Raw genomic sequence first — 24836 nt, 5'->3', positions numbered from 1 at the left:
TTATTCGCTTCTTCGCCGTGCACAATGCCTTCTTCGCCATGCACGCCGGCTTTTCGCCGTGCACAACGCCTTTTTCGCCGTGCACGTTCCATAAAGCAAAGCTTTATGGAACTGCCGGGCTTTCGCCCTATCGTAATAAACTATTAACCATCGCTTTGTGCAAGCACAGCAATGGTTAATAGTTTATTACGGCACGGCTCAATGCTTTATCATATTATTCTCAGATCTTCTTTATTTGATACATTGCCTTCAATATGGAATGAATTAAGCACTGGTTCATCTATATTCATAAGTGAAAGTATCATATAACTTGCTTTGCTGTCATATGCAAGTCTCTTATCCTCATCAGATGGTCTTGATGGTGACTCTGGATGTGAATGCCAGTTGCCAAGAGGAACTAAACCATTAGCTCTCATATCTTTAACTGCCGCTAACTGTTCCTTAGGATCCATTGAAAAATGCTCATTGGAATGGTCAATATTAGTAAGAAGATATATCTTTTTTATGTGCTTATCTCCATTTTCTATTGTTCCTCCAATAAGACCACAAGCCTCCTCTGGAAGATTCTTCTTAGCATATTCAAGTATTGTATCAAAATCACTCTTATTAAATGTAATCACTTTGTGACGCCTCCTTATTGTCCTTATGATTGGATATAATTATTAGTGGTCTTCACAAACTACCTGCTCATAATCAATAAGTTCTGTGATAGTTGGATGCTTTCCACATACAGCACAGCCATCAGTATCAGATGGCAACTTAATCTTATGGAATTCCTGTGTTATAGCATCATATGTAAGGAGATGACCTGTAAGTAAATCCCCTACACCAAGTATATACTTGATTGCTTCCATAGCCTGAAGGCTTCCGATAACACCACCCATAGCTCCGATAACACCAGCTTGCTTGCATGTAGGTACTGCATCCTTTGGTGGTGGATTTTTAAATACACATCTGTAGCAAGGTCCTTCTCCCGGAACATAAGTCATAAGCTGACCCTTAAATCTGATTATTCCTGCGTGAGAGAATGGCTTCTTAGCCATTACACAGGCATCATTAATAAGGAACTTAGCTGGGAAATTATCTGTTCCATCGATTACGAAATCATAGTCCTTGATAATATCCATTATGTTATCACTTGTAATGAATTCTCTATATGTGTTAACTGTTACATCTGGATTCATAGCATTAATTGTCTCTTTAGCTGACTGAACCTTTGCTTTGCCTACATCTGCTGTCTGATGTATTATCTGTCTCTGAAGATTACTAAGATCTACCTCATCCGCATCTGCAATTCCTATTGTTCCAACACCTGCTGCTGCTAAATACATAGCTGCTGGTGCTCCAAGTCCACCTGCACCTATTATAAGCACTTTGGCATTAAGAAGCTTCTTCTGTCCCTTAGCACCAACTTCTTTTAAAATGATATGACGTGAATAACGTTCTATCTGCTCATCTGTTAAAGCCATATATACCTCCTTTTAAAGTAGATCTTACTCCTTTTAAAGTAATTCTTACTTGAATCTGATATTTTAATGCTGTCTTTGTGACATTATAGTTAATAACATTATTATAATTATCTCTGTCCGCCACCCATAAAGTATAAGAATTCAACATTATCACCACCTTTTAACTGGTATGTTTCTTTCTGGTCTCCTGGAATGAATTCTTCGTTGATTGAAACCGTAACATATTCTGGTGTTTCAACATTTTCAATTTCAAAAAGCTTTGGAAGTGTAATTCCCTCTTCATATTCTTTCTTTACTCCTGATACTGTTAACTGCATATTAAACCTCTTTCCTGCCTCTTAGGCATAATTATTTTTTATTAAAATTAATTAAATATTAGCATCTATCCAGCTTGTAAGTTCATCTTTTCTGAATACGCCTGTATGTCTTGCAGTTTCCTTTCCATCTTTAAAAAGAACAAGTGTAGGTGCTGCTGTTACTTCATATTCAGAAGCTGCATCTGCATCAAAGTTAATATTAACCTTGTATACCGAAAGGCTTTCTGCCCTCTCATCTTCCACTGTTCCAACAACTGGTGCAAGCCTTTTGCAAGGAACACAACTGTCTGAATAAAAATCAACAAGAACTGGAACTGAACTATTTAATACCTTCTCTTCAAAATCTGATAACTTTATTCTCTCAGCCATAAATCTTCTCCTTATTCTTCAACTTTTTTAACAATGAGTGTATATGTCTCATCATTATTATTAACAAGTTTAAGGATTTGATGTCCCTCATCTTTAATACTTCTTGGAACATTAGCTACCGGCTCTCCGTCATTCATACGGATTGCAATAACTTCACCATCATCTAATTCATCGATAGCAACCTTTGCCTTTACAAATGTAAGTGGGCAAACCTTATCTGTAATATCTACTGTATCGTCAATCTTAATTCCTTCAATCTCCATATTAGTCCTCCTTTTTCTTAACAATATAAGTTCAAAAACCTTATCGTGTAAGCATATACGAATTTATAATCTTTTGACTATAAATTTTATTATTTACCCTCGTAAGCAGCTTTAATAGCTTTTCTAAATTCATCCTCACCTACTCTTTGTAATGTAAGTCTGAATCTCTCTCCTGGGTTAGCATTCTTTTCAAAGAAGCCGATTGCTGCATCTGTTACTCTGAAAAGTGTCTCTTCATCTTTAATAAGTGGAAGAAGCTGTTCGCCTTTGTATATCTGGTTACCAAACAATCCACCAAATGATACAATATAACCACTCTGGCCTTCCCAAGCTTCTGTAGGACAAGCCTTTACACAACGTCCACAGTTATTACACTTAGTTCTATCAATAGTAACTGTATTATTAGCACAGCTTATAGCACCCATTCTACAAGCTTTCTCACACACGCCACAATTGATACATTTATCTTCTACCCAGGTTACGTCCATACCACCTTTAACACCGATATCGTTCTCCTCTGCCTTAAGACAGTTATTCTGACAACCTGTTACGCCAAACTTGAACTTATGTGGAAGTTCTCTTCCGAAGTAATGTTCATCAAGCTTCTTAGCAAGTTCATATGTATTAATACAGCCGCTTGGACAGACTTCATTACCCTGACAAGCAGTAACTGTACGAACTCTTGGTCCACATACACCCGGCTTAACACCACCATCTGCTAAAGCTGCTCTAACTTCTTCAATATTTTCAAAATTAATAAATGGAATTTCAACACCCTGTCTTGATGTCATATGTACATAACCTTTTCCATATTTATCAGCTACGTCAGCTACAGCTCTGATATTCTCAGATGTAAGATTACCACCAACTACCTGTATTCTTAATGAAAAATATCCTTTCTGCTTCTGTCTCATAAATCCGCCCTTTTTAAGTGCTGCATAATCAATCTTAGCCATAATTCTACCTCATTTCTATTCTTTTCTTAGTCGTTTTTTGATATTTAATTAGCTGCTTTTAACGCCTGTGTGAAATCTTCTATAAGGTCCTGCACATCTTCTATTCCTACGCTTATTCTCACCAGATCATCATATACACCAGCAATCTTCTTCTCTCCCTCTGTGCTGTGAGCACTGATTGTTGAGCTTGGATGTATAACCAATGTCTTAGTATCACCTATATTAGATACGTTAAGAGGAATCTGTAATGCATTAATAAACTTAAATGCTTTCTCCTTGCTTCCTGTACGGATTGTTATTATGCCACCAAACCCATTGTTAAGTTCTTTCTTAGCAATATTATAGAATTCGCTATTCTCAAGTCCAGGATAATTAACACTAAGATTACCATAATTATCATTAAGATACTTGGCTAATGTCATTGCATTACTACAGACACGTTCCATTCTTATTCCAAGTGTCTCCATTCCAAGAATGTTATAAAATGCATTCTGTGGTGATAAGCAAGCCCCTGTATTACGATATATTCCATTTCTTAACTTGGCTGTATACGCATATGGACCATATTTCTTAAAATCTTTCATACCAGGATATTTTATAATATCCCATTTAAAATTACCAGAATCAGTTATGACACCACTGATTGAATTACTATTGCCATTAACATACTTCGATGTTGAATTAACAACTATATCCGCACCATACTCTATTGGCTTAATAAGATATGCTGTAGCAACTGTGTTATCAACGATAAATGGAACGCCTGCCCTATGAGCTTCATCAGCTATTAATCTGATATCTGTTACATCAAGTCTTGGGTTACCAATTGTCTCTGCAAAATAAAGCCTAGTATTCTCATTCGTAGCTGCCCTGAACTGTTCCACATCATTATTATTAACATAATGTGTCTTAATTCCAAAGCTTTCTAAATCCCTGAATAAATCAATGCTTCCGCCATATAAGCTTGCACTGCATACAATCTCGTCACCACTTTGTAATATATTAGTAAAGGCATTCGTTATTGCTGCCATACCTGATGAACAGGCAACACTCGCAACACCGCCCTCAAGAACTGTCATTCTTTTCTCAAATGCTTCTATTGTTGGATTGCTAATTCTACTGTATGAAAATCCAGGTGCCATATTATTAAATATCTTCTCGAGTGTCTCAGCACTCGCATGCTCAAATGCACTTGACTGATATATAGGTGTCTGTGTCGCACCAGTATTCTTATCTCCTCTGAAATCGCCATGAAGTAAAGCTGTATTAAATCTCATATCATTATCTCCATTTCGTATAAACTACAAACCTACTTGTTTAATATGAATTGAATTTTAACCCTTATGTTAATATTTGTCAATAGTTATTTCATATAAATTCGGTATGTAAATATGAATTGAATAAATTAGCGGTTTATGATACTCTATTCACATATATTTATTATAAGGAAAATAACAACTATGACCAATAAAACCAACTCAAAATCAAACAGCCGTTCAAGACATATATACATATATATATTGCTCTTTGGACTTTTAATAACAGCTTCTTTTCTAAGCGTTATGCTGGGAAGCGTATATATCAATCCAGCAGATATACTAAAATGCTTCTTTACCCCCGACAAGACTTCTGTGACTTACATATTAATAATGAACATACGTCTTCCTCGTATGCTTGGTGCCATTATTGCCGGTATGGGACTTTCTGTTGCTGGTGTTATCCTTCAGGGCGTTATGAATAATGCACTTGCAAGTCCTAATACAATAGGTGTCAATTCCGGTGCAGGCTTCTTTGTAATGCTTGCTATGATGTTATTCCCTCATTCAGTATATGCCACATCTATAGCTTCATTTGTAGGTGCACTTTTAACAACACTTGCCATATATGCACTTGCATATATGGCTGACAGCTCACGAACAACCATTATACTTGCCGGAATAACTGTATCTTCCTTTCTTAATGCAGGTATTAACACTATCAAATTAATAAATACAGATATAACCCTTAATATCACTTCTTTTCTTATGGGTACTTTATCCGGACTTACATTTAACAAAATAGCACTGCCAGCAATTGGAATTATAGCTGCTGTACTTGTATCCTTCATTCTGGCCAAGCCGCTTAATATACTTTCATTAGGTGATGACTATGCCCGCTCTTTAGGATTGAATGTTCCACTTACAAGATTCTTTCTTCTTGTATTATCAAGCATAATGGCAGGTCTTGTTGTAAGCTTTGCTGGCCTATTAAGCTTCATAGGTCTTATTGTTCCTCATATATGCAGGACTTTATTCGGAAGTGATGCAAGATACCTCCTGCCAACAAGTGCTTTGCTTGGTGCTTCATTTGTACTTATATGTGATATCATTGGTCGTCTTATAGCTGCTCCATATGAACTTCCTGCTGGAATAATTATGGCTTTTATCGGAGGTCCATTCTTTATGTACCTTTTATTAAAGAAAAAAGGAGGCAGACGAATAAATGCTTAAATATGAACACGTTAATGTAGCCGTATCCAGAACCAATATATTAAATGATATTAATATAACATTTCCAAAAGGACAGATAACAACGATAATCGGTCCTAATGGATGCGGCAAAACAACCCTTCTTCAGTGCCTTAATGGCTGTTCTAAAGTTACAGCAGGCACTATTACAGTAGATAATGAAAATATCCTGTCACTGCCATTAAAAGAAAGAGCCAAAAGAATAGCATTTCTTCCGCAAATAAGAACCGTTATCCCTGTACTTCCTGTAAGAACATTAGTAGAACACGGCAGATTTCCTTATCTTGGCTTTACAAGACGTAAAACAGATAAAGATAATGAAATAGTCAATAATTCAATGGAATTCACTAATGTAATGCCTTATTCTGAAGATAATACCGACACACTTTCTGGCGGAATAAGGCAGCGTGTATTCTTCTCTATGATACTCGCACAGGACAGCCGGATTATAATTATGGACGAACCTGTCACTTATCTTGACCTTGATGGCAAGAGGACTTTCTTCTCTATGGTCAATAAACTTAAAAAATCAGGCAAAACAATCATTCTTGTACTACACGATTTATCTGATGCAATAAGAATATCTGATAATCTTGTTATAATGAACGACCGTAAGATTGCAATAAGTGACACACCCGCCAACTGCCTTAAAACACATATTATTGAAGATGTATTCCACACAACCTATAAAAAATTCTCTGATGATGAGGGTGACTATTATATTTTTATGTAATTATACATTTATATAATTATCCTTATATATACTGCCATTCTTATCAATGTACCATTTCTGCACCTGCCAGCTATTCATACTATCTGGCAGACTGCGGATTGTATTACTGCCTATGCCTGTATACCAGAGTTCATCATCAGGTGTCCTCTTAATAAGAGTATCACAATAGGTCGTTGATGAAGCTTTAATATACATAAATCTTTGCTGCTGCCACTGTGCATATAGATTAACTGTGTCCTCTGAAAGCTTTGTAAGTTCAGTTACAGCTTCCAGAGGATAATACATATCACCACTCCCATCAGCCTCAGTATTCCACCCATCAAACTTAAACAGCTTTCTTGACGGACTCTGCCCCGATAATGAAACCTCCGAACCGTACACCGTATTAATATCCTGTGGCATATTGCTTACCACTGACGATGTATTAGATATATATTTTATAACTTTATCCTTCGGCTTCCACCTGGCATATACCGTATAATCACTGTAGCTGGCTTCTTTTAATACATTACTGCAAGCCTTGCCCTTGCTATCCCACAGCATAACATATTCACTGTCTGTATCAAATGTAAGCTCGTCCCTGTTAGAAGTTGTATTAGATGCTTTACTATAACCATACCACCCCTCAAATATATATCCTTCCTTAGCCGGAATTGATACATCTCCTCTGTCAGCTCCCCAGTTCGTATCAGTAAGTGTCCCTGCTTCCTCCTTATCAAGCAATCCACCATCTGCATCATAATATATGGTATTACTATCCAGAGAACATATCGTAATCTCTCTTATAAATTGTCCTATCTTACCAAGTTCGTGTTCAGGTGCACCAATCCCAAAATCAACATCCCTGTTAAAATATGTCCTTAACTCATAATCTGCACTGTCACCATTAGTATGAATAGTATAATCTAAATTACCTCCTGTATCATTACCTCCACACACTATGTCGCTCACTGTTGTGTCAGCATTAATCTGACAATTTGACCTGTCATACTTGTTGCGGTATCCCGTATTCTGCTGTCCAAAATTAACTCCTATATCCCAATATTTCAAAGTATTCCACCCATATGCAGTAAGCTTAAAGCTTACTCTGTAATCTCCCGCCGGAAGCCATGTATATGGTCCATATATTGTCGTATTAGTGCCTATTGTCCCTGTTAAATCCTCACTCCATATAAGCATAGCATTGCGCCAGTCTGATGATATTGTATAATTCTTTGTCTTAATCTTGTGATCGTAGCCGTCCCAGTATGTAAATTCAATACTATTATTATTCAAATCAATAACATCTTTTTTATGTAAAAATGCTGATGTATTAACGTCCGCCATACACTCTGTTACGCCGCATATAATAAACAGCATTATTGCTGTAATTCTTATAAATGCAGTCTTTAACGGCTTACATTTTAATATTATTAAACGCAATTTATTATTATTCATATATGTATTAAGTAAAAAAATCCTATAATTATATCTTTTCGTTCTTTTTTGCAAATTCTATTTCCTTTCCGCATCATTCACTAAACTATAGTTAAACATTTATTGTAACAGCAAATATCATTACTGTAATTAATTATGGCTGTTACGCTATTTTTTATTATTCTTACATTATAACTATGTTATTTCTTATATTATTAGGATAACGGTGTTTCTTCTCAATTTTCACATTGTTATAATATTTATTATATAATTAATATTTCGGGATTATTATTATTAAATATTGGGATTAACTGGGACATATATTGTATTGGTGTATAGAATTAATTCATTAAGTATACTTTATATAAAGAATATCATATAAATTTATAATATGCAAGTGTTTTTATAATTAATATACTAAAAGAATACTACTTTAAATGTTTTATTCATAGCTTTATCCAATATGGAACATATACTATTATGCAACAAAAAAGGAACTCTCGCTGAGTTCCTTAATCAAGTGCAGTCGGCGGGACTTGAACCCGCACCCAAGCAATATGGACTAGATCCTTAGTCTAGCGCGTATGCCAATTCCGCCACGACTGCTTATTTGTTATATCGGTCACCCGACTTGATTAATATTACATTATTGTATGCCATTTGTCCAGCATTTTTTTACTATATTTTATATACCGTATTGTATGACATATTTTTTGATATAAACTAACAGCAATTAATCTATTATCCTGCTAATTGACTATTAACAAAATTTTCTTAATATGCTATTATCTTCATATTAACAGACTATAGAAAGGATTGGCGGTATTGTTATGAAGAAACGATGTTTACGCTTATTAAGCTGCATATTTATAATAGCAATGTTCTTTGGCGGACTGTGTTTCTACAATGTGCAGACTGCTCTCACTGAGATATCGTATGAAACAGAAGCTGATTTCCACGATTTCCAGCTTATTACTACGCCAAAATCTTCTATAAATGATTACAGACCATGTACATCAGAGATGCTTGGTAATCAGACAGCTATTACTTCAGAAAATGTGTTGCCAAGAATGGGAACACGTCTATTAATACGCTCAATTGCCGCTGTCATTTTACATAATAACTTTAATATTGATAATTTCTATCACATATATTCATTTAATTATTCTTTGGATATCAATCCATCTTATTCAACGATTATTGTTGATTATATCCATAAAAAGGACGGTTCAAAATAATTATCTCAAAGTGAATTCATATAATATGCAATAAATAATTATGTATAAAATGTGTATATTTGTAATAAACCAGCCTCAATGTATATTGCAACAATTTAATACATTTTATAAGAATGGAGATATTATGAACATTTTAACATATATAGGCATAGCTATAGGCGGTCTTATAGCTGTTGGTTCTACTTTAGGCATAACTTTAGGCATTGTAGTAACCATAATCTATAAAATATTCAGAGCAGTTAAATATAAAATTTCTTTATTTGACTAATCTGAACAGACTAACTGTGCAGTCAGCTAAATATACAGTTAGCTGACAGTACAATATAATTTGGCTAAACATTAAATTTAACGAATTGAAATATTAACTTAATTAAATCAGAAAAGGAGTATTATATGGTTGGAAATATAACTGTAGGAATTGTTGTTTTATTAATTGTTGGCGGTATTATATTCGGATGCCGAATAGACCATCAGGCTACTAAAGAAGCTGACGAGAAAAATAATTCAGCCGTTAAATAACCGTGGTATTTAATAAAACGCTATGAAATCACACAATGATAACATAGCGTTTTATATTTTGAGTATTTACTTATTTTCTTTGTTTTCAATGTAGTTATCAAACTATCTACTGCATACCATTCGCCATTTTATACTTATAAAGCATTTCAGCGTGATTTTGTTCTTCTATCTCTATATCTGCAAGCACTTTTCTTATAGATGTTAAAGTACACGCAAATACATTGGAATTATATTCACCTGATACAAGCTTTTCTGTTCCTATGCTGTCTGTTGCAAGAAAACAGTCATTCTTTTTATCCTCTGACTCTTCACTCTTTGAATAACCGCCCTTTGGCTGATAGTCCTTTCCTGCTGTATCATTACAATCGCAGGATGGCACTTCACCATTTAAAATCTGACCTATCGTCTTATAATGTTCCTGCTCCTTTTTCTTAAGCTCTTCAAAAAGCTGTTTTAACTCATCGTCCTTTGCAAGTCCTGCATACTTCTCGTACTTATCAATACAATTCTTTTCCTGTGTCTGAAGATCCTTTAATACCGACATTTCTTTTTCAGTCAACAACATACATATGCCTCTTTTCTTAATCTGGTTATTTTGCGATGTGCATATCAGAAATCAATTCTGCCACCACTATGAATTAGGATTGTTAATTTACATTGCAATCTCTTATACATATGTATTATGTGTTGATTCTCATAATCATATACCTTACATACTTATATTTTTATCAACATTTTTTCAATCAATTAAGAACATATCCTTACATATATATTTCCCATATTTTGTCTTAAAAATATTATTGTAAGCCTTTAACACTGCATCTTTTGACACACCATCTTCATACATATTTACAAGAAAATCAGCCTCAACAAGTATCTGGTAATCAATCCCGTCAATATTACTATATGTATGATGATGTGCAATCAGATACTGCACTCTTTCTGAAATGTCTGTTTCAAATCCAAGTCTTTCAAGAAGCTCTTTAGCAAGTGCAGGTCCTTCCTTTTCCTGCAATCTGCCGCCACACTCTCCATATTTTTCTTCACATGTATGAATCCCTATGTCGTGTGTCAGTGCCGCTGTTTCAATAATAAACAAAGTCTTGTAATCTACATTTTCCATCTGGGCAATCAACCTGGCATAACTGTGAACTTTACAGAAATGCTGTATTCTCCTGGAATCCCCCTTATATAATTCAATCATAGCCATATGTAACTTATTTAACATATTAATATTCTGTGTAACAGCACTTTGAACAGCTGAGTTTTTCATAGTATTATTCTCCTTTTTTTGATAAATATTGTATATTATTATTTATTTTCAATATTTTTAATATCCTAAATATTATTAAAATTATACTCGCAATATTCGTATTAAAATATATCAAGCATATTATCAAGATATATCTCTTCCCTTACATTTATCTGGTATTCCGGCTTAGTCATATAATAAAGAAGAAATTCCAGCACCAGTGCACTTCCAAGGCTTCTGCCCTCTATTTTAAAATTAGTAAATCCCATAGGCATATATATATTCCTGATATCATCTACACTTATAAATGCCGGGTTGTGCATTGCCTTGGAAAATCTATATCCCTCGCCTGCCTCAGGCGACACACATATATGCCCGTTACAATTTTCGCCAAGATTCATACGGCTTACAGTCTCATAACAGGCTTTACGGTCATAACAGCCAATCCAGCAGCACTCGTTACATAAAAATTCAATCTTATCTTTCTGTTCCTGTGTCATCGTCCCCAGCTTATCAAAGCATTTATTCAACCTGAAATCTGGCACAACATAACTAAAATCATCTCTGTTTACCTCGTTCAGCAAATCATTATAATCTGTTAGTACCTTGGTTGTAGATGAAACGAAACAAAACTCTGGATATTTATTTTTTATATAGTCAAGCAGAATATCTGAGTGAACTATAATTCCATTTTTAAATGCAGTATCTCTTATCGAATTATCTATAGAATAATCTTTAGACGCATATTCAGATGTAACCTTATAATCACTATGCAATTTCGAAGCCGCCTTTAATAATTCACACAACTTATTACATTTCACATCTGCCAGATGTTCCTTCCTGATAAGCGAATTGCTGAATGTAAGTCTTGCCGATATTCCATATTGTGCCATAAGTGAAAATACTTTTTCTGCCTCACTATCTCCAAATCCGGCACGCCCGCCGCCCCATATGCAATCCGCTGGTGCACCATATATAGAACCTATATCACACCAGTCATAAAAATACTCCCTGTGCTCATAAAACAATGACAGGAATACTTTATAAAACTCATAGAATTCAAACAGACCGGGAAGGTGAAAGTAAGCTTTCCTGTTACTACTAATATAATTTATGTTATTATTTGTACTGCTATTGGTATTATTATTTTTAATATCATTTAAGTTGTTATTTATATTATCGTCTATATTACTATTCTCTTTATTACCCATTTTTCTCCACCACTACATTCTTCTACATTTCAAATATACTTCTTATAATCCTGCACTTCTTTATAAATATATTATTATATAATACAACTCAACATTACCACAATACATTATTCTAAAGCACCTAATATACATAATATATACCAATTTGCGACTGCAAGTTATAATATTACTTCAATACATAATCATTTCTTTATATAAAATATCTAATTACAAATAAAAAATATACCAGCCCACAGATTACATCTCCTCTGTGGACTGATATATTTTACATAACTTCTTTACTATTTTTCAAGTACCATTTTATATAACAATCTTCTACTTTACATATCCTAATAATCCCGGAAGCCATAACGAAATAGCCGGTATATAAGTTACAAGTAAAAGTACAATAAATATTGCTGCGAAATAATAAAGTAAAGGCTTTATAACATCTTCTATCTTTGTCTTACCTACCTTAACGCCTACGAAAAGGGTTGTTCCCACCGGAGGTGTGATTGTTCCGATACATAAGTTAAATATCATCATAATACCGAAATGAATTGTATTCATACCAACTGCCTGACATATTGGAAGAAATATAGGTGTAAATATAAGGCAGGCTGGTGTCATATCCATAAATGTTCCGACAATCAGAAGAATAACATTTATTATAAGAAGAATAACATACTTGTTGCTGCTGATACTAAGCATTACTCCTGATATAGCTGCTGGAATTCCTGTAAATGCCATTACCCACGACATTATGCTTGATACACCGATAAGGAAAATAATTATTCCTGTCATTTCCGCACTGTCCATAAGAAGCTTTGGAAGTTCGCTTACTTTAATAGACTTATAAAATACAAGTGAAAGTATAAGACTATATACAACTGCAACGATTGCACCCTCTGTTGCTGTAAAAATACCACCAATAATACCACCGATAACGATAATAATCATAAGAAGACAAGGTAATGCTTCAAGTATTATTTTAGTCTTTTCCTTAAGCGCATAACGCTTGCTGCTTGTATAGCCTCTTTTCTTTGCATATACATAAATTACTATCATACATGCAAGTCCCCAGAGAATTCCCGGAATATAACCTGCCATAAAGAGTGCTGCTATTGAAGTTCCGCCGCTGACCATAGCAAATGTAATCATTACATTACTAGGTGGTATAAGTAATCCTGTAGGTGCTGTAGCTATATTTACTGCTGCAGAAAAGTTCTTATCATAACCCTCTTCCTCTTCAACTGGTCCTATAATAGCACCCATAGCTGAAGCTGCTGCCGTACCCGAACCTGATATTGCACCAAAAAGCATATTAGCTACAACATTTGTATGTGCAAGAGAGCCCGGTATTCTTCCTGTAAATATCTTTGCAAAATTAATAAGCTTTATGGCAATTCCACCCTTATTCATAATATTACCAGCAAGAATAAAAAATGGAATAGCTATCAGATTAAATACTGAAATTCCAGAAAATATTCTCTGTGCGCCTGTTATAAGCGCAGGTTCTGTAGATAATACCGGAAGAATTGCACATATTGAAGAAACTGCAAGGGAAATTGCAATTGGTGCTCCTGCTATTAGCATTATAATAAGAATAACCAATATAATAAGACCTGATAACCATGCTATGCTCATGCTTCTTCTCCTTTCCTTATAAGACATATAACATTCAATACTCCATATACTGCAATAACCACTCCCGTTATTGGAATAACGATATATACATATCCCATTGGAATTCCAAGCGATGCAGTTTTTTGTGTCATTGAAAGGCTTGTAATAGATATGCCACCATAAACCATTACTATAAGTGCAAATGCTATTATTATAATTTCAATTATAGCATTAAGTATTGTTAACTTCTTTTTGTTTAACTTATCTGCAAGAAATCCCATTCTCATATGCTCTCTTTTACCAAACACATAGGCAGCTGCAAACAAGGACATCCATGTAAATGAATATGTCAGAAGCTCTTCTGAAACTGTACTTGGACTATTGAAAATGTATCTTACAAGTATCTGGTAAGTTCCAATAATAACCATAAATGCAAAAAGTAATATACATACAATTCTTATTACTTTATTCATAACATTTCTTATATTATCTAATATAGCCATTACTTTTCCTCCCCTACTCTTTTATTTACTTCCTGAATATGATTATATATATCAACTATTGAAGGATTTTTCTTAATCATATCCTGCTGCATATTTTTAACCTTTTCTTTAAAAGGTGTGATATCTGGATATATAAACTCAACTCCCATTTCATTCTGGGCAATATTCTTAGCTTCCTCAACGCACTTGTCCCACTCTACAAGTTCGACCTCTGTAGACTTTAAGGCAGCTTCCTTAAACACCTGTAATTCTTCTTCATCAAGCCCCTGAATAAACTTAAGATTACCAACAAGCATATCTGGTATAATCTGGTGCATATTATAAGTGTAATACTTTGCAACCTCACCATGTTTATTGTTAGTCAATGCAAGCTCGTTATTCTCTGCACCGTCTATTACACCCTGCTGGATAGCTGTATACACTTCACCAAAACTCATAGGAGAGGCAGCAGCTCCGAATGCCTGCATCATCGCTACACTGGCTGGACTCTGCTGTACTCTTATCTTCATTCCAGAAAGGTCTGCCGGTGTATTTATTGCCTTCTTGCCATAGAAATTTCTTGTTCCGGCATTATACCATGTAAGAACCCTGAAACCGGAAGAATCTGTTGATTCATATATATTTTCCATATAATCTGTATCCTGCATTACCGCCTTATAGCTTTCAATCGAATCAAAAAGATATGGCATACTGAACACTTCATATACATCTGCAAATGTTTCAAGATTAGCTGTACCTGCAACTGCGAAATCAATAGCTCCTGTCTGTGTAAGCTCTATTGTTTTCTGTATTGAACCTAATAATTCATTTGGAAATATCTGGACTTCATATTTATCGCCAAGTCTTTCCTCAACATATTCCTTGAAAGCTACAAGTCCAAGATATTCTGGATGTGTTTCTGACTGTGCTATCGCTATTCTTACTATACGTTTTCCGTTATTTACTGACAGATTGCAGCCTAATAATCCTGCCGTCATAACTATACATAACATAAGTATAGTACAGCGTTTAATTACTTTTTTAATCATCTGTTTCCTCCTTTTGTTTTCAACTTTTTAAACTTAATTATTTAATTGCCTCCCTATTTATCAGAGTTAACTGGCATTTGCCCATAACTGATGCACACGAATTATCCCTTTATTATTCCTTTGATTTGCAGTTCAGATAATTCCCTGTCATCATTCTTTATCTATATAATAAAAGTAATATCCTCCTTTTTATACAGTAAATGTTTGTCATAGAAGAAGACTTTTTTGTTATAATATGATATATTTCACAGTTTATACATAATTACATTGTGCAACTTTACTATATAAGCAGCAAAATAAAAACGGCTTCTGTCAGATATCATATTAATGTAATGATATCCGGCAGAAGCCGCTATTTTTATTTATAATTTATAATAAATTAACATTTTCTTCTATATATAGTATATATTTTTAAAAATCATAAAACTATTTTATACTTAATGTTATAAATTCTCCCGGTATTTTGAAGGAATTTCACCAACTATACGTTTGAATATTTTGGCAAAATAATTAGAGTCAGTATACCCTACCATTCTGCTTATATCCTTAATGCTGTTATTGGTATTACCCAGCAGTTCCTTTGCTTTCTTTATTCTATATTCTGTAAGATATGCTGTAAAATTCTGATTGAAATATTGTTTAAACAGCTTGCTGAAATACGCATCAGAATATCCCATCTCTTCTGCGGCTTCCTGCATTGTTATATCATATATATAATTATTTTCTACATATTCCTTTAAGTATTTAACTGTTGTCTGCTCATCAGAATTTCTTAAATTATCTATCATTCTTTTGTGTCTGTTATCTCTGATATTATTATTGTCTGCATATATGTCTGTATCTTTAACATTCTCTTTCCCAGACCGTGCATTTTCTTTAAAAATATTGCCTTTACCATCTGTAGCAGTATTTTCCTTAACAGCATTTTCTTTATCAAGCTTTTGTATTGCCATATCCATAACTGCCAGCAGATCATTAATATCACAAGGCTTTAACAGATAATCTAAAGCCTTTACTTTAATTGCATTTCTTGCATATTCAAAGTCATCATACGCACTTAAAAATACAATTGAACATTTATCATCCATCTGTCTTATATATTTAGCTGCCATTACGCCATTCATTTCAGGCATAGATATGTCCATAATAATAATATCATTCTTCTGTTCACTGCACATAGCAACCGCTTCTCTTCCATTCACAGCCTGATATATATTCACTTTATCTCCGTAATACCTGTCTATTTTCTTAGCCAGTGCCATACGCTCAATCTGCTCATCATCAACTAATAATACTCTGTACATAAGTCTTTCACCTGCACCAACATTATTTACTATTATTGCCAAAATATATCTGTATAACCGTTCCGTGATTTTTTCTGCTATAAATCTTCATACCACTGTTATTGTACATACCTTTTACTCTGTATGCAATATTTCCAATGCCAACTCCTACAGTTTTTCTATTTATTTCACTGTCAGCATAATTACTATCATTCTCAGAAGATGCAGCTGTTTCAGTATCAGGCAGTGCAAATATATTATCAAGATATTTTCTTATGCTGTCGAGTTTATCTTTTTCAATTCCAACACCTGTATCTGCAATTGATAACCACATTTTATCATCTTTCTTAAAACCTCTTACATATATAAGACCACCTTCTGATAAAGATGATAATCCGTGTATAATTGCATTTTCAATAAGCGGCTGTAACACAAATGCTGGCACAAGCTCATCAAGACTGCTGTTATCAACATCACACATATACTTTATGCGCTGTCCAAATCTCATCTGCTGTAAATACATATAATCGTCCATTATCTTTACTTCCTGTTCCAATGGCATTATGGAAGTCTGCGTTTTAAAATTATATCTGAAAAGACGGCTTAATGTGTTTATCATCTTCTCTGTCGTTACGGCATCTTCAATCTCTGCTGTCCCTGCAATAAGATTTAATGTATTAAAAAGAAAATGTGGGTTAATCTGATTCTTAAGCATTTCAAACCGCATATGCTCAAGCTGTTGTTCAACCTTATGCTTTTCCTTAAGCGTAACAATATAATTCTTTGTTGAATGTTTCATCTGCGTAAATTCTTTAATAAGAAGCGAAATTTCATCATCACCTTCTATTATTATATCATCGCCGGAATAGTCATTCACACTTATTCTTCTTGCCTCATCTGAAAGCTTTAATATCGGTTTTACAATGCTTCTATTCATAAAAAGCCTTATCCATATAGATAACATTATTACTACAAATGCAATAATAATACATATAACTGGTATTATATAAAATAGCTTTTTCTGGCTGTTATACTGCTCATTTCCTAAAGATACTGTTATGCTTTCATACCTTTTGGCATAATCTTCCAGATAATTCTGGACCTTATAACAGTTGTCTATCGCACTTCTATAATCTTTGTCATTTAGATTGGAATTAACAATACTATTATATATATTGTCATAACTATCGTATATATTATGTATTGACTGGATAATAATATATTGTTCCTCATTCATATAACTATAGTCAGCTGGAATCTGTCCAAGAATATCTTTAGTATTATTTCTTACTTCATCAATCTGTTCAGGTAATTCTGCCTGCTCATCTTCAAAATATAATTTTAAAGCATTACGTTCCTTAGTTACAGCCTTATATAATTTTAAAGCTTTATCATTATTGTCCAATGTATCTGTCAGCATACTCATTCCTTTTATGGAAAGTAATATTCCAAGCACAAGTGCAAATGCAACAACTGCACTGCTTATCGTGTATACATACTGGATTTTTCTTTTTAAAGACATATTTACTCCTGATTTTTTTCAATTTTCTCAATTATATCCATATAATCTAAACAATATCTGTCATATATTGGCTGTAACTTTTCTCTTAAGTCTCGTCTTTCTTCCTCACTGACTTCAATTACTGTTATATCTTTATCTTCAATTGTCCTTACAGCCTCTTCTTCTGTGTCCTTCCATATATACCTTTCATATATGGCTGACTCTTTGGCACATTCCGATATTACTGCCCTGTCTTCTTCTGTTAATTTATTCCATGTATACTCTGATACAAGCTGTACTTCTGGAATTCTTGTATGCTCATCAAGTATGCAGTATTTCGCCTGTTCATAGTGCTTTGAATATATATATGATACAAGACTATTTTCTGCTCCGTCTATTTTTCTTGTCTTAAGCCCCTTATAGACTTCTGAATATATCATCTTCACAGGATTGGCTCCAAGTAATTCTACCGTTTCAGACATAAGCTCTGACTCCTGTACTCTTAAATTTAAACCATACAAATCTTGTATTGTCGTAACAGGTTTAACCGAATAAAAGCTTCTTGCACCTGCATCATACCAGGATAAAGTCCTTACCCCAAGATTGCTTTTCCCAACTGCATCTATAAACTGCTTTCCATCATCGCCATTTAATACATCCCACATCTCCTGTGCATCTGAATATAAAAACGGCATCTGGATAACTTTTAATTCTGGAATATCATCAGATATTGAAGATATAGAAACTCTTGAAAAATCTATTCCACCGAATTTAAGCTGTTCGATAATCGACTTTTCATCACCCAGTTCACCATTACATTTAACAACTATCTTAATTCTTCCATTAGTCTTCTCACTTACAAGACGTGCAAATTCGTAAGCACCTTTTGTAGTAGGATAATCTTCAACCTGATTTTCCGCATACACAAGTATAATCTGTGGTATCACAGGCGAATTCTGTGGCTCATTACATTTTATTAATACTATAACTAATGAATTTAATATAGCCAAGATTGTTATTGCTGACACAACTATCTTTTTTCTCATTATAACTCCATTCCCAATTGTAATACAGATACATAATATTATGACCCTTATTTTATATTATTGTTTGAAATAATCAAATACTGCTTTGTTCATCTTCTCCATAAACAAATTATTAAACAAAGCAATAACCCTGTCAACACTAATGATTGCAAGTATCGTACCAATACCAAATCCTAAATGGAAGTTGCCTGTTGAAATTTCCATCATAAATGTCATTATACTACTTTTCTGCTTAAATTTCACATATCTATTATACACGCAAAAATCCCATAGGTTTGTACTCTTTTAAGCATATAACCTATGGGAATTATAATAGATATTATTATATTAATTATTTGTCTTTAAAAAGTGCATATAACATAAGCACTGCTATGCTTATTATAACAAGCTTCATATAAAGGCTTATATCACTATACATATTCATCATAATATTATTAACTGCACCATTACTATATCTATCTGTAATGTCACCCGCTAATAATATCATCAATAATAATGTACTAATTATCAAACTTTTATTACGATATATTTCTTTGTCTTTCTCATCTAATTCTTTATTAACATTCTCTATTGGTGAAAATCTTAATATTATAAGGCAGGATAATAAATACATTATCCATACAACCGAATTATTGACTTTTAAAGCTTCAAGCATAACTGTAACTAAATATGTCCCAAGAAATACTATATTACATACTAATGGAGTTCTTGCATGATACCCTCCTGTATATATTCTTAATGTAGCATAGATTGTAATAAATATTATGCTTTCAACCAGTCTTGATATTAATATGCCAACAATAAGGACTGTCAACATTCCTGCTATATTGCAGATAAGCACCTGCATACCATATTGGTATACAGGGAGCTCATCTTCATTAATTATGTTCTTCTTCAAAAAAAGAACTGCAATACTATCTGCTATTCTTCCTAGCATTATCCCTATCCCCTTACCTCTCAGTAATACATTGGTATTATCTGTTCTTCTTTAACTTAGCTGCTGTCTGTGGTTCTTTTGGCTGATAGCAGCTCCATATTGAAGCACTGTTTACAGCCTTCTTAGCAGAATGCTGTGCCGCCTTAGCAACACAATTTAATAATACATTGCTCTTCTTCATATCTTCCAACTCCTTTCCTACCTGACGTCTGACGTTACAAGTATTAATATATCTGATGCTGATAAATCAGCTCTCATTCTATCCTCAACTCTCATCCCTTATTCGAGTTAGCACAAAAGCTGATTTAATATTAACATTTATTTCCATCATTTCAATAAGCGTGTCGTGAATTATATCTTATATGTCGTGAATTTATTTTTCCCTGTAAAGAATTACACTACAGCAAAGAACACAAGTACCTATTATTGAATAATTAATTCTGCCATTATATTTCTTTACAACATCATTTACATTTTTAAGACCATATCCATGCATTAATTTATCATTTTTGTGTGTATTAAATAAAGTATCTTCTTTGAAGGCTTTTACCATATCATCTGATATGCTGTTATATATTTTTAAGGAACATACATCCTCATTCTCATCTATAAATACCTCAACTCTCTTATTATCAACAAATGTCTGAGCCTCAATTGCATTATCAAGCAGATTAGAAAGCACACAGAATATATCTACATTTTTAATGAGCTTTAACTCTCCGTTGACAACAGCCACAAAATCTATGTTTTTCTGTCTGCAATCTTTAGATTTCTTTGTAAGGAACTCGTTGATAATTATATTATTAGTATACATTTTCTCAACAATTATTTTATCCAGATCTCCATCAAACTGGCTTAAGAATTCTCTTGCCTCCTCAGTACGTCCATCCTTAAGCATAAGATTAGCAGCAATCAGTGTCTTATTAAGTTCGTGTTTTATTCTTGATATACGCTCGACATTCGTTTCTATATCCTCGACATTTTCTAATCTGCTTTTATATGCCTGTTCCATTATTGTCTGCTCCATAAGAGCGTATGTACTGCGTTGTATAATCTCATACAATGCCACACACAGGATAAACATTATTGTTACACATATCATTATTATAATTGAGCGCACTATCATTTTCTCAGCATCACTGTCTGTTGACATCATCTGCACTTCATTGGTGATAATAACTGACATTATCATAGCCGCCATAATTATTACCGTGTCCTTAATATTCACTCCATAGCTGTATCTTCTTAATATTCTTACAAGTATTACCGCAACAATCCATATTGTTATCTGTATAAGAATAACCAGCAGGCACTTTTCCATAGAAGCTGTTCCTGTGAATTCTATAAAATGCACATTATACAATGCTCCCATTATACTGCCCAAAAGTACCGTAACAAATATTATCGTTGCTATAATAAACATTGAAGCATACATTTTCTGAAATATATTGCCATCCATAAAAAGGCACGCATATATAACAAGCATTGCCCACAATATGCCAACACCAAGTCCCTCAAACGGAACAACCATATACTGGATTTCCAGATATGCAAATATTATCGAAACACCTGATATTACTGCAATCTTGGAATTAATCTTTTTATTAACGTTCAATGTACCGCATAAAAAATATATAAGCAAAATGCTCTGATTAATATTTGCAAGTGTTTCAACTATAAACGAAACTTTATCCATATTTTCTCCAATCTTTTTTATCATTTACTATGTATATTCTATCCAGCATTCGCTAAACTGTATGTACCCGTAACGCTTACTATATCTGCATATTCTTTCAGCTTTTTCTATCACTTACTCTTACTGCTCACTATATCCCATAATATACGCCTGCCAGTCACGTATAATCATTTCCTGCTTATTGCCAGTTATATACAGCTTTGTACCATTATCAATTATTACCTCATCATCTTTAATATTTACAATATGCTCCATATTAACAAGACTTGACCTGTTAATCTTAACGAAGCCTTTAGCCGCCAATTCCTTCTCTACTCTTGAAATCTTATCCCTTACAACCCGGCAGTCATCTGTCATATATATGTTCATATCATGATTGGACATTTCTATGTATAATACTGTCGAAAGATTTAACACAAGCGTATTCCTGTTATTCTTAAAGGTATACAACACATTTTTATCATTCATATATGATATTATCTTATCCATTGTAACTTTTATATCCTCTGCATCGTGCTTTTTTCTTATAAATCCTAATGGTCTGCACACAAATGCCTTGATTGCATATTCTTCATAATTCGTAATGTACACAATACCGGCATTCCTGTTCATTCTTGTTATAATCTTTGCCACGTCCATACCATACACTTCGCCAAATTCTATGTCTAAAAAATATATATCGGCTTTATCACATTCCTTATTTCTAAGGCTCTCCATAAAGTTCTCATAATGGTCATAATAAACGCAATTGAACAGCTCATCGTATTGGCTTTCCAACACTTTAAGCTGTTCAATAAACTGGGATGCGTACAATCTATCATCATCACATATAACAAACTCCATAATTATCCGCCTGCTTTCGTACATTAATAATATAATGATGTGAGTAGCAAAATTACTTTCTGCATGCATATCATAATAGATAATATTATACATAATCTTAGGTTGGTTCGCAATAATGTGGGGTGAAGAATATTGTAATAATTGCAATGATAGTCTGATAATGACTTACCGGGGCATATATGGTAGTTTTTTCTCTCTGGACGAGAGGATATTGTTAGTATATATGTTTGTATTTAATATTTGTGCCTATGAAGGCGTGCTAACGCACTGTTCATAGGCTGGTGGGTGGGAGAAGATGCTTACACCGTGCAAGTTCCAGAAGCCTCTGGCTTCTGGAACTGTCGGGCTTCGCCCTATCTGACTTAGCTTCAAAGTGCTGCTTTGTGCAAGCACAAGCATCACTTTGCTGTTAAGTCAGGCACGGCTCATTATATTACATATTCCCATACTTCATCCTTGAAGATGATTTTTCTGTAAGTATCGAATTTTGTCCACTTGTTGAAGAATTCATCATTGAGTGGTTTGTTAGCCGTTTCGATGGCATTTAAGTCATTTATAAGGTTGTTGTAGTCATCCTCACCATTGAGCCTGATTTCAAAGCCACGGCTGTTGATTACTGGTGTTCCTGTGTATGTATATTCTTCTAGCTTTGTGATTGCTTCTATCTTCTTATCTCTTACTGTAACTGCTACTTTATCACGAAGAACGATTACATCAAAGTTATCTGGATAGCTGTATGTCTCACCGCTTACGTTAATTACATCTCCGACCTTGTATGTCTTGCCTGATGGGCTTACCTTTGTAACTGTAGCACTTTCAAGGTTATAATAATATTCTTCAAATATATCTGCATTTCCTTTAAGGCTTCCATTTACAAATGCACATTTTACTTCTTTGTTATCATATGCACTCGAATCTGTGACAACACCGCAGGCAGATGTCATATTGCTTATTCTATCTATAAGAATAAGTTCGCCAAGCGTCTTATGTTTTGCAAATTCATCAATAACAACTGCTTCCTGAAGTCCAATATCGCACACTGCTATCTCATTCTTGCTAAGTCCATTAGCTGGAAGGAAATTTCCTGTATTGACGTCTATCTTGTACTGAATGTTCTTTAATACACCAAGAACCTGCTTAGTGCCAATCTTAACAATGTAATCCTTACCAACTGTAAGTTCTGCATCGTCCATCCAGAGTATTGTTGCTGTAAGTGACTTGCTTACTGGAAGTGTTGTTCCGCTTGAAAGTACACATCCTCTTGATACGTCAACTTCTTTATCAAGCTGGATTGTAACTGGCTGTCCTTCCTGTGCTGACTGACTATCCTTATCACCAACAAGAATACTCTTAACCTTAGCTGACTCACCACTAGGAAGTGTGATTATATCATCACCAACTGATACAACGCCTGATTCAATCTGCCCCTGAAATCCTCTGAAAGTATGGTCTGGACGGCATACTCTCTGAACTGGCATATAAAAACCTTCTTCCTTCTTCTTTTCGCTTACATCCACATTTTCAAGGTAAGTAAGAAGTGCTTCGCCTGGATACCAAGGTGTATTATCAGATTTAACTGTAATATTGTCACCCTCTGTTGCTGATACAGGGATAATCTTTACACTTGCAAGTCCAAGTTCTTTAGATAATTCATCAATCTGCTTAGTTATCTCGTTAAATCTTTCTTCTGAGTAACCAACTAAATCCATCTTATTTACTGCAAATACGAAATATTTAATTCCCATAAGGGCACATATTCTTGCGTGTCTTTTAGTCTGCACAAGAACACCCTGCTTAGCATCAATAAGAATTATTGCAAGGTCAGCAAATGAAGCACCAACCGCCATATTTCTTGTATATTCTTCGTGACCTGGTGTATCAGCTACGATAAAGCTTCTCTTATCTGTTGTAAAATATCTGTAAGCAACATCGATTGTGATACCCTGTTCACGTTCTGCCATAAGTCCGTCAAGAAGAAGCGAGTAATCAATAGCACCACCTCGGCTTCCTACTTTACTGTCAAGCTCTAAAGCCTTTTCCTGATCGGCATATAAAAGCTTTGAATCATATAATATATGTCCTATTAATGTAGACTTTCCATCATCCACGCTTCCGCATGTAATAAATTTTAATAATCCTATCAT

General features: G+C 34.1%; 28 protein-coding genes and 1 tRNA gene. 5 read left to right on the top strand and 24 right to left on the bottom strand.

What is annotated here, in order from left to right:
* Nucleotides 1-209 precede the first annotated feature (209 nt).
* The 7 genes from WMO42_RS01295 to WMO42_RS01265 all read right to left on the bottom strand — a co-directional run bounded on the left by WMO42_RS01295 (nucleotide 210) and on the right by WMO42_RS01265 (nucleotide 4651).
* Nucleotides 210-620 (bottom strand): M67 family metallopeptidase, encoded by a 411-nt coding sequence (locus WMO42_RS01295; RefSeq protein WP_022502830.1) that lies wholly within the window; start codon nucleotides 618-620, stop codon nucleotides 210-212.
* Nucleotides 621-662: 42 nt separating this feature from the next.
* The gene (gene thiF, locus WMO42_RS01290) at nucleotides 663-1469 is read right to left on the bottom strand and encodes a thiazole biosynthesis adenylyltransferase ThiF (RefSeq protein ID WP_022502831.1); all 807 of its coding nucleotides are present in this window, start codon (nucleotides 1467-1469) and stop codon (nucleotides 663-665) included.
* Nucleotides 1470-1576: 107 nt separating this feature from the next.
* The gene (thiS, locus tag WMO42_RS01285; RefSeq protein WP_055175452.1) at nucleotides 1577-1786 is read right to left on the bottom strand and encodes a sulfur carrier protein ThiS; all 210 of its coding nucleotides are present in this window, start codon (nucleotides 1784-1786) and stop codon (nucleotides 1577-1579) included.
* A 51-nt stretch (nucleotides 1787-1837) separates the two neighbouring features.
* Complete coding sequence (locus WMO42_RS01280; protein WP_055175454.1) at nucleotides 1838-2155, bottom strand: thioredoxin domain-containing protein; 318 nt, start codon at nucleotides 2153-2155, stop codon at nucleotides 1838-1840.
* Nucleotides 2156-2166: 11 nt separating this feature from the next.
* Nucleotides 2167-2418 carry a sulfurtransferase TusA family protein gene (locus tag WMO42_RS01275; protein WP_022502834.1) on the bottom strand — a complete coding sequence of 84 codons (252 nt, stop codon included), beginning with the start codon at nucleotides 2416-2418 and terminating at the stop codon, nucleotides 2167-2169.
* 89 nt (nucleotides 2419-2507) lie between these two features.
* On the bottom strand, nucleotides 2508-3374 hold the full coding sequence (locus WMO42_RS01270; protein ID WP_022502835.1) for a 4Fe-4S binding protein: 867 nt from the start codon (nucleotides 3372-3374) through the stop codon (nucleotides 2508-2510).
* Nucleotides 3375-3418: 44 nt separating this feature from the next.
* Nucleotides 3419-4651 carry a PLP-dependent transferase gene (locus tag WMO42_RS01265; RefSeq protein WP_022502836.1) on the bottom strand — a complete coding sequence of 411 codons (1233 nt, stop codon included), beginning with the start codon at nucleotides 4649-4651 and terminating at the stop codon, nucleotides 3419-3421.
* 183 nt (nucleotides 4652-4834) lie between these two features.
* On the opposite strand from WMO42_RS01265, the gene WMO42_RS01260 reads away from it, so the two are divergent.
* Complete coding sequence (locus WMO42_RS01260; protein ID WP_055175458.1) at nucleotides 4835-5863, top strand: iron ABC transporter permease; 1029 nt, start codon at nucleotides 4835-4837, stop codon at nucleotides 5861-5863.
* Entirely contained in the window at nucleotides 5856-6614 is a 759-nt protein-coding gene (locus tag WMO42_RS01255; protein WP_349191376.1) for an ABC transporter ATP-binding protein, read from the top strand. Before WMO42_RS01260 ends, WMO42_RS01255 begins: the two co-directional genes overlap by 8 nt.
* Here WMO42_RS01255 and WMO42_RS01250 read toward each other — a convergent pair whose 3' ends face one another.
* On the bottom strand, nucleotides 6615-8036 hold the full coding sequence (locus WMO42_RS01250; RefSeq protein WP_349191375.1) for an InlB B-repeat-containing protein: 1422 nt from the start codon (nucleotides 8034-8036) through the stop codon (nucleotides 6615-6617). It lies immediately after the preceding gene.
* Between the two features lie 515 nt (nucleotides 8037-8551).
* Nucleotides 8552-8636: transfer RNA gene (locus WMO42_RS01245), tRNA-Leu, on the bottom strand.
* A gap of 224 nt (nucleotides 8637-8860) precedes the next feature.
* On the opposite strand from WMO42_RS01245, the gene WMO42_RS01240 reads away from it, so the two are divergent.
* From WMO42_RS01240 to WMO42_RS01230, 3 genes are all read left to right on the top strand, one after another.
* Nucleotides 8861-9268, top strand: a complete 408-nt coding sequence (locus WMO42_RS01240; RefSeq protein WP_090139507.1) for a hypothetical protein — start codon at nucleotides 8861-8863, stop codon at nucleotides 9266-9268.
* A 124-nt stretch (nucleotides 9269-9392) separates the two neighbouring features.
* Nucleotides 9393-9536 carry a hypothetical protein gene (locus WMO42_RS01235; RefSeq protein ID WP_318255708.1) on the top strand — a complete coding sequence of 48 codons (144 nt, stop codon included), beginning with the start codon at nucleotides 9393-9395 and terminating at the stop codon, nucleotides 9534-9536.
* Between the two features lie 125 nt (nucleotides 9537-9661).
* Nucleotides 9662-9787: a hypothetical protein gene (locus tag WMO42_RS01230; RefSeq protein ID WP_022502842.1), complete on the top strand. Its 126-nt coding sequence runs from the start codon at nucleotides 9662-9664 to the stop codon at nucleotides 9785-9787.
* Between the two features lie 106 nt (nucleotides 9788-9893).
* On the opposite strand, the gene WMO42_RS01225 is transcribed toward WMO42_RS01230, so the two are convergent.
* The 15 genes from WMO42_RS01225 to WMO42_RS01155 form a co-directional block, all read right to left on the bottom strand.
* Complete coding sequence (locus WMO42_RS01225; RefSeq protein ID WP_090139505.1) at nucleotides 9894-10352, bottom strand: ferritin-like domain-containing protein; 459 nt, start codon at nucleotides 10350-10352, stop codon at nucleotides 9894-9896.
* A gap of 174 nt (nucleotides 10353-10526) precedes the next feature.
* Nucleotides 10527-11015: an HD domain-containing protein gene (locus WMO42_RS01220; RefSeq protein WP_055175887.1), complete on the bottom strand. Its 489-nt coding sequence runs from the start codon at nucleotides 11013-11015 to the stop codon at nucleotides 10527-10529.
* Nucleotides 11016-11161: 146 nt separating this feature from the next.
* On the bottom strand, nucleotides 11162-12250 hold the full coding sequence (locus WMO42_RS01215) for a hypothetical protein (RefSeq protein WP_349191373.1): 1089 nt from the start codon (nucleotides 12248-12250) through the stop codon (nucleotides 11162-11164).
* A gap of 315 nt (nucleotides 12251-12565) precedes the next feature.
* Nucleotides 12566-13876 carry a TRAP transporter large permease gene (locus tag WMO42_RS01210; protein WP_055175466.1) on the bottom strand — a complete coding sequence of 437 codons (1311 nt, stop codon included), beginning with the start codon at nucleotides 13874-13876 and terminating at the stop codon, nucleotides 12566-12568.
* Nucleotides 13873-14358: a TRAP transporter small permease gene (locus WMO42_RS01205; protein ID WP_022205341.1), complete on the bottom strand. Its 486-nt coding sequence runs from the start codon at nucleotides 14356-14358 to the stop codon at nucleotides 13873-13875. Before WMO42_RS01205 ends, WMO42_RS01210 begins: the two co-directional genes overlap by 4 nt.
* On the bottom strand, nucleotides 14358-15350 hold the full coding sequence (locus tag WMO42_RS01200) for a TRAP transporter substrate-binding protein (RefSeq protein WP_242854141.1): 993 nt from the start codon (nucleotides 15348-15350) through the stop codon (nucleotides 14358-14360). Before WMO42_RS01200 ends, WMO42_RS01205 begins: the two co-directional genes overlap by 1 nt.
* Before the next feature lie 479 nt (nucleotides 15351-15829).
* Nucleotides 15830-16732: a response regulator gene (locus tag WMO42_RS01195; RefSeq protein WP_055175477.1), complete on the bottom strand. Its 903-nt coding sequence runs from the start codon at nucleotides 16730-16732 to the stop codon at nucleotides 15830-15832.
* The gene (locus WMO42_RS01190; protein WP_349191372.1) at nucleotides 16713-18191 is read right to left on the bottom strand and encodes a histidine kinase; all 1479 of its coding nucleotides are present in this window, start codon (nucleotides 18189-18191) and stop codon (nucleotides 16713-16715) included. The genes WMO42_RS01195 and WMO42_RS01190 overlap by 20 nt, the downstream gene beginning before the upstream one ends.
* Nucleotides 18192-18193: 2 nt before the next feature.
* The gene (locus WMO42_RS01185; protein WP_070101463.1) at nucleotides 18194-19216 is read right to left on the bottom strand and encodes a TRAP transporter substrate-binding protein; all 1023 of its coding nucleotides are present in this window, start codon (nucleotides 19214-19216) and stop codon (nucleotides 18194-18196) included.
* Nucleotides 19217-19273: 57 nt separating this feature from the next.
* Nucleotides 19274-19423, bottom strand: a complete 150-nt coding sequence (locus WMO42_RS01180; RefSeq protein WP_156333748.1) for a hypothetical protein — start codon at nucleotides 19421-19423, stop codon at nucleotides 19274-19276.
* Nucleotides 19424-19547: 124 nt separating this feature from the next.
* Nucleotides 19548-20153 carry an accessory gene regulator B family protein gene (locus WMO42_RS01175; protein WP_055175483.1) on the bottom strand — a complete coding sequence of 202 codons (606 nt, stop codon included), beginning with the start codon at nucleotides 20151-20153 and terminating at the stop codon, nucleotides 19548-19550.
* Nucleotides 20154-20190: 37 nt separating this feature from the next.
* Complete coding sequence (locus WMO42_RS01170; protein WP_022502847.1) at nucleotides 20191-20334, bottom strand: cyclic lactone autoinducer peptide; 144 nt, start codon at nucleotides 20332-20334, stop codon at nucleotides 20191-20193.
* Nucleotides 20335-20526: 192 nt separating this feature from the next.
* Entirely contained in the window at nucleotides 20527-21849 is a 1323-nt protein-coding gene (locus WMO42_RS01165; RefSeq protein WP_349191369.1) for a GHKL domain-containing protein, read from the bottom strand.
* Nucleotides 21850-21969: 120 nt separating this feature from the next.
* The gene (locus tag WMO42_RS01160) at nucleotides 21970-22692 is read right to left on the bottom strand and encodes a LytTR family DNA-binding domain-containing protein (RefSeq protein ID WP_055306448.1); all 723 of its coding nucleotides are present in this window, start codon (nucleotides 22690-22692) and stop codon (nucleotides 21970-21972) included.
* 428 nt (nucleotides 22693-23120) lie between these two features.
* The gene (locus WMO42_RS01155) at nucleotides 23121-24836 is read right to left on the bottom strand and encodes a GTP-binding protein (RefSeq protein WP_349191428.1); all 1716 of its coding nucleotides are present in this window, start codon (nucleotides 24834-24836) and stop codon (nucleotides 23121-23123) included.

It is taken from the genome of Lachnospira sp. CLA-JM-H23 (assembly GCF_040096425.1).
GTDB classification, from domain to species: domain Bacteria; phylum Bacillota; class Clostridia; order Lachnospirales; family Lachnospiraceae; genus Lachnospira; species Lachnospira rogosae.
The sequence above is the reverse complement of the archived record's forward strand: the minus strand, read 5'-3'. Positions and strand labels throughout refer to the sequence as shown.

Coding starts and splice junctions, on each gene's coding strand:
- thiF (WP_022502831.1), bottom strand. CDS start 1,469: ATGGCTTTAACAGATGAGCAGATAGAACGTTATTCACGTCATATCATT.
- thiS (WP_055175452.1), bottom strand. CDS start 1,786: ATGCAGTTAACAGTATCAGGAGTAAAGAAAGAATATGAAGAGGGAATT.
- WMO42_RS01280 (WP_055175454.1), bottom strand. CDS start 2,155: ATGGCTGAGAGAATAAAGTTATCAGATTTTGAAGAGAAGGTATTAAAT.
- WMO42_RS01275 (WP_022502834.1), bottom strand. CDS start 2,418: ATGGAGATTGAAGGAATTAAGATTGACGATACAGTAGATATTACAGAT.
- WMO42_RS01270 (WP_022502835.1), bottom strand. CDS start 3,374: ATGGCTAAGATTGATTATGCAGCACTTAAAAAGGGCGGATTTATGAGA.
- WMO42_RS01265 (WP_022502836.1), bottom strand. CDS start 4,651: ATGAGATTTAATACAGCTTTACTTCATGGCGATTTCAGAGGAGATAAG.
- WMO42_RS01260 (WP_055175458.1), top strand. CDS start 4,835: ATGACCAATAAAACCAACTCAAAATCAAACAGCCGTTCAAGACATATA.
- WMO42_RS01255 (WP_349191376.1), top strand. CDS start 5,856: ATGCTTAAATATGAACACGTTAATGTAGCCGTATCCAGAACCAATATA.
- WMO42_RS01240 (WP_090139507.1), top strand. CDS start 8,861: ATGAAGAAACGATGTTTACGCTTATTAAGCTGCATATTTATAATAGCA.
- WMO42_RS01235 (WP_318255708.1), top strand. CDS start 9,393: ATGAACATTTTAACATATATAGGCATAGCTATAGGCGGTCTTATAGCT.
- WMO42_RS01230 (WP_022502842.1), top strand. CDS start 9,662: ATGGTTGGAAATATAACTGTAGGAATTGTTGTTTTATTAATTGTTGGC.
- WMO42_RS01225 (WP_090139505.1), bottom strand. CDS start 10,352: ATGTTGTTGACTGAAAAAGAAATGTCGGTATTAAAGGATCTTCAGACA.
- WMO42_RS01220 (WP_055175887.1), bottom strand. CDS start 11,015: ATGTTAAATAAGTTACATATGGCTATGATTGAATTATATAAGGGGGAT.
- WMO42_RS01215 (WP_349191373.1), bottom strand. CDS start 12,250: ATGGGTAATAAAGAGAATAGTAATATAGACGATAATATAAATAACAAC.
- WMO42_RS01210 (WP_055175466.1), bottom strand. CDS start 13,876: ATGAGCATAGCATGGTTATCAGGTCTTATTATATTGGTTATTCTTATT.
- WMO42_RS01205 (WP_022205341.1), bottom strand. CDS start 14,358: ATGGCTATATTAGATAATATAAGAAATGTTATGAATAAAGTAATAAGA.
- WMO42_RS01200 (WP_242854141.1), bottom strand. CDS start 15,350: ATGTTATGTATAGTTATGACGGCAGGATTATTAGGCTGCAATCTGTCA.
- WMO42_RS01190 (WP_349191372.1), bottom strand. CDS start 18,191: ATGTCTTTAAAAAGAAAAATCCAGTATGTATACACGATAAGCAGTGCA.
- WMO42_RS01185 (WP_070101463.1), bottom strand. CDS start 19,216: ATGAGAAAAAAGATAGTTGTGTCAGCAATAACAATCTTGGCTATATTA.
- WMO42_RS01180 (WP_156333748.1), bottom strand. CDS start 19,423: ATGATGGAAATTTCAACAGGCAACTTCCATTTAGGATTTGGTATTGGT.
- WMO42_RS01175 (WP_055175483.1), bottom strand. CDS start 20,153: ATGCTAGGAAGAATAGCAGATAGTATTGCAGTTCTTTTTTTGAAGAAG.
- WMO42_RS01170 (WP_022502847.1), bottom strand. CDS start 20,334: ATGAAGAAGAGCAATGTATTATTAAATTGTGTTGCTAAGGCGGCACAG.
- WMO42_RS01165 (WP_349191369.1), bottom strand. CDS start 21,849: ATGGATAAAGTTTCGTTTATAGTTGAAACACTTGCAAATATTAATCAG.
- WMO42_RS01160 (WP_055306448.1), bottom strand. CDS start 22,692: ATGGAGTTTGTTATATGTGATGATGATAGATTGTACGCATCCCAGTTT.
- WMO42_RS01155 (WP_349191428.1), bottom strand. CDS start 24,836: ATGATAGGATTATTAAAATTTATTACATGCGGAAGCGTGGATGATGGA.